Origin of the sequence: Brevundimonas sp. P7753 (genome assembly GCF_013386595.1) — a bacterium.
Classification (GTDB): domain Bacteria; phylum Pseudomonadota; class Alphaproteobacteria; order Caulobacterales; family Caulobacteraceae; genus Brevundimonas; species Brevundimonas bullata.
This window is the reverse complement of sequence record NZ_JACARP010000148.1, coordinates 1-2773: the sequence shown is the minus strand read 5'-3', so window position 1 is coordinate 2773 and position 2773 is coordinate 1. Positions and strand designations below refer to the sequence as shown.

Below are 2773 nucleotides of genomic sequence, written 5' to 3'. Positions count from 1 at the left end.
CCGCCCGCCCCTATGCGCCGCCCGCCGACGAGGTCGCCGCCGACGTGCCGGTCGCCTTCAACATGCTGGCCGTCAGCTGGTCGCCCCAGGCCTGCCGCTCGGGCAAGGACTACCCGGATGAGCGTTACCAGTGCGCCCGGAACCAGTTCGGCCTGACCCTGCACGGCCTCTGGCCCAACGGCGCGGACAACAAGCACCCGCGCTACTGCGCCGCTCCGGGCCCGGCCATCCCGGTCGCGACGGTGAAGAAGCACTTCTGCATGACCCCCTCGCCGTCCCTTCAGCAGCATGAATGGGCCGCCCACGGGACCTGCGGCTGGGACAGCCCCGAGGCCTATTTCGAACAGGCCGCCCGCATGTGGAACGGCCTGAACAAGCCGGATCTGGAGGCCATCCCGGCCGAGCGCCTGACCGCCGGCGCCATCCGCGACGCCTTCGTCGCCGCCAACCCCGGCCTGCCGCGCAACGGCGTCTTCATCGCCACCACCGACGGCTGGTTCCGCGAAGCGCGCCTCTGCTACTCCAAGACCTATCAGCCCATGGCCTGCCCGCGCGGCCTGGGCGCCCCCGACCGCGAGCGGCTGAAGCTGGCCCCCACCGGCGCCTCGGGCGGCGCGCAAACCGCTCCTTAACCAAAGCGGCCCAGCTTCATAGGCGCGGTCCCTGTGGGTCGCCTTGTGGAGCGCCGCCGATGTCGACCGTGCTGACCCCGAGCTATCGCCGCCAGCGGGATCACTTCGAACCGCAGGATCAGGACCCGCAGGAGCAGCGTCGCCTGCGCGGCCTGCTGGAGCAGATCGACTACGCGGCCTTCATCTCGAACCGCGAGGTGATCGCTCAGACCCTGTCGCGGGTGGATGCAGGCACGTTCCAGAAGCTGGCCGTCCTGACCGCCAACGCCCGCGCCCGCTGGGCCGCCGAGGCCGTGCGCCTGTCGGAATCCGGCTCGGCCGTGACGGTGGACCAGACCGCCCGCCTCACCGCCGCCCGCACCGCCTACGAGGAACTGGCCGAGGCCTATGAGGCCCTGCGCCGCATGGTCGAACGCGGCTACCTGACCTTGCGCTAGGCGTGGAGCCTAGCCCCGCTCGACCCGGTTCCGGCCCGTCTGCTTGGCCCGATACAGGGCCTCGTCGGCGGCCTTGATCAGGTAGTTTTCGTCCGGGTGGCCGCCGTGTTCGGCCACGCCGATCGAGGCGGTCACGCTGAAGGTCTCAAGCCCTCCCGCCTTGATCTCACGTCCTTGCAGGGCGGCGCGGACGCGCTCGGCGATGGCCATGGCCTGATCCATGCGCGTCTCGACCAGCACAACCAGGAACTCCTCGCCGCCGTAGCGGAAGACGAAGTCGCTGGGCCGGACGTTCTCGGTGATCGCCTCGGCCACCTGACGCAGCACCTCGTCGCCGGCCTGGTGGCCGCGCGTGTCGTTGACGCTCTTGAAGTGGTCCACGTCGATCAGCATCACCGACAGCGCGCTCTTGTTGGCGTTGGCGAAGCCGATCTCGCGGCTCAGGATCGAGGGCAGGAAGCGGCGGTTCAGCGCCCGCGTCAGGGGATCGCGCCCATTCTCCATGTCGCCCAGGACCTGGAACATCTCGTTCAGCAGATAGGCGACCTCCTCCACCGCCGCCTGCAAGGCCTTCAAGGCCTCGGCGCGGTCGCCGCCGCTGTCAGGCTCCAGCCGGGGCAGCAGTTCGCCGTCGATGCGCGCCATGGCCTGGTTCAGCGCCGCCAGATGCGGCGAGGTCTCGAACAGGAAGCCCGCGCGGTGGCGGATCCACAGGCCGAAGGGCGAGTTGGCCATGGCCTCGCGCCCGTCGACGGCCCCGTTGCCCAGGATGCGGAACAGGGTCTTCTGGCCCCATTCCATCAGGCTGGCGCGCTGGCTCTCGCGCTCCAGATTGACGTCCTGATCCAGCGAGAACAGGCGATAGGCCTCGTCCAGCCGGGCCCGGTTCATCGTCCCCTTCACATAGGACTGGCTCATCAGACGGATGGCCGCGTCGATGCGCTCGTCGATCAGGCGGAACTGGCGGAAGCCGTCGGCCTCGCTCTCCAGCAGATCAGCGAGGCGGGCCTTCAGGACCGAGGCGCCGGCCATGACCAGATGCACCGGGATCTTGATGCGGGCGTGGACCTCGCCGATCTTGATCTGACGGGCGACGAAGGCGGCGTCGTTCGCATCCTCGGTCGTGTCCAGCAGGTCCAGAAGCCAGTCGTGCAGCGACCGGCTCAACCGCTCCTGAACGATGGAGTGATGCAGAAAGGCCTTGGCCTCCGGGTCGTCCAGCAGCGTGTCATAAAACGCCTTGACCAGGCTGTCGGCGTGCGCGTTCAGCAGCGCCCGAACCGCCGCCGCCGCCGCGCCCTTGTGCCCCTCGCCGCCGAGACGGGCGGCGAATGCTGCTGGGTTCGAGGTTGGCATAGGCATGACTCACGCGACATTGACTGGGGGCCGGCAGAACGTCCCGACCCGCGCGACCCTATCCGACCTCGGCCATAGCCGGGCCGGACAAGGCGGACAAGCGCCTGCACAGCCGTCAAACGCCGTGATCTCCGCGCGCAGCCTCCGCTGCGCCGTGTCTTAGTCCAGCGGCTGCGGCTTGGTGACCACCGGCGCGTCCGGGTCGTTTTGCGAGGGCCGCGCGGCGGTCGGCGGCGGCCCCGCAGGCTGAACGGGTTCCGGCGCGGGCGCGACCACCACGACCGGCGGCGGCGCGACCGGCGCGGCGGGCGCGGTCGCCTCGGGCCTAGTCGCGGCGGCGGGCGCGGC

Annotated in this window: 4 protein-coding genes; 2 read left to right on the top strand and 2 right to left on the bottom strand. The window is 70.2% G+C overall.

From position 1 onward, the window contains the following. Both HX774_RS18460 and HX774_RS18455 read left to right on the top strand, forming a co-directional pair. Positions 1-632, top strand: a 632-nt coding sequence (locus HX774_RS18460) for a ribonuclease (RefSeq protein ID WP_178828898.1), incomplete at its 5' end; no start/stop codon positions are given. 59 nt (positions 633-691) lie between these two features. Further along, positions 692-1069: a hypothetical protein gene (locus HX774_RS18455; RefSeq protein WP_178828897.1), complete on the top strand. Its 378-nt coding sequence runs from the start codon at positions 692-694 to the stop codon at positions 1067-1069. Between the two features lie 9 nt (positions 1070-1078). On the opposite strand, the gene HX774_RS18450 is transcribed toward HX774_RS18455, so the two are convergent. Both HX774_RS18450 and HX774_RS18445 read right to left on the bottom strand, forming a co-directional pair. Beyond that, positions 1079-2425: a diguanylate cyclase gene (locus HX774_RS18450; protein WP_178828896.1), complete on the bottom strand. Its 1347-nt coding sequence runs from the start codon at positions 2423-2425 to the stop codon at positions 1079-1081. A 159-nt stretch (positions 2426-2584) separates the two neighbouring features. Further along, positions 2585-2773 (bottom strand): hypothetical protein (locus tag HX774_RS18445; protein WP_218650522.1); only part of this gene is annotated, 189 nt, incomplete at its 5' end.

Coding starts and splice junctions, on each gene's coding strand:
- HX774_RS18455 (WP_178828897.1), top strand. CDS start 692: ATGTCGACCGTGCTGACCCCGAGCTATCGCCGCCAGCGGGATCACTTC.
- HX774_RS18450 (WP_178828896.1), bottom strand. CDS start 2,425: ATGCCAACCTCGAACCCAGCAGCATTCGCCGCCCGTCTCGGCGGCGAG.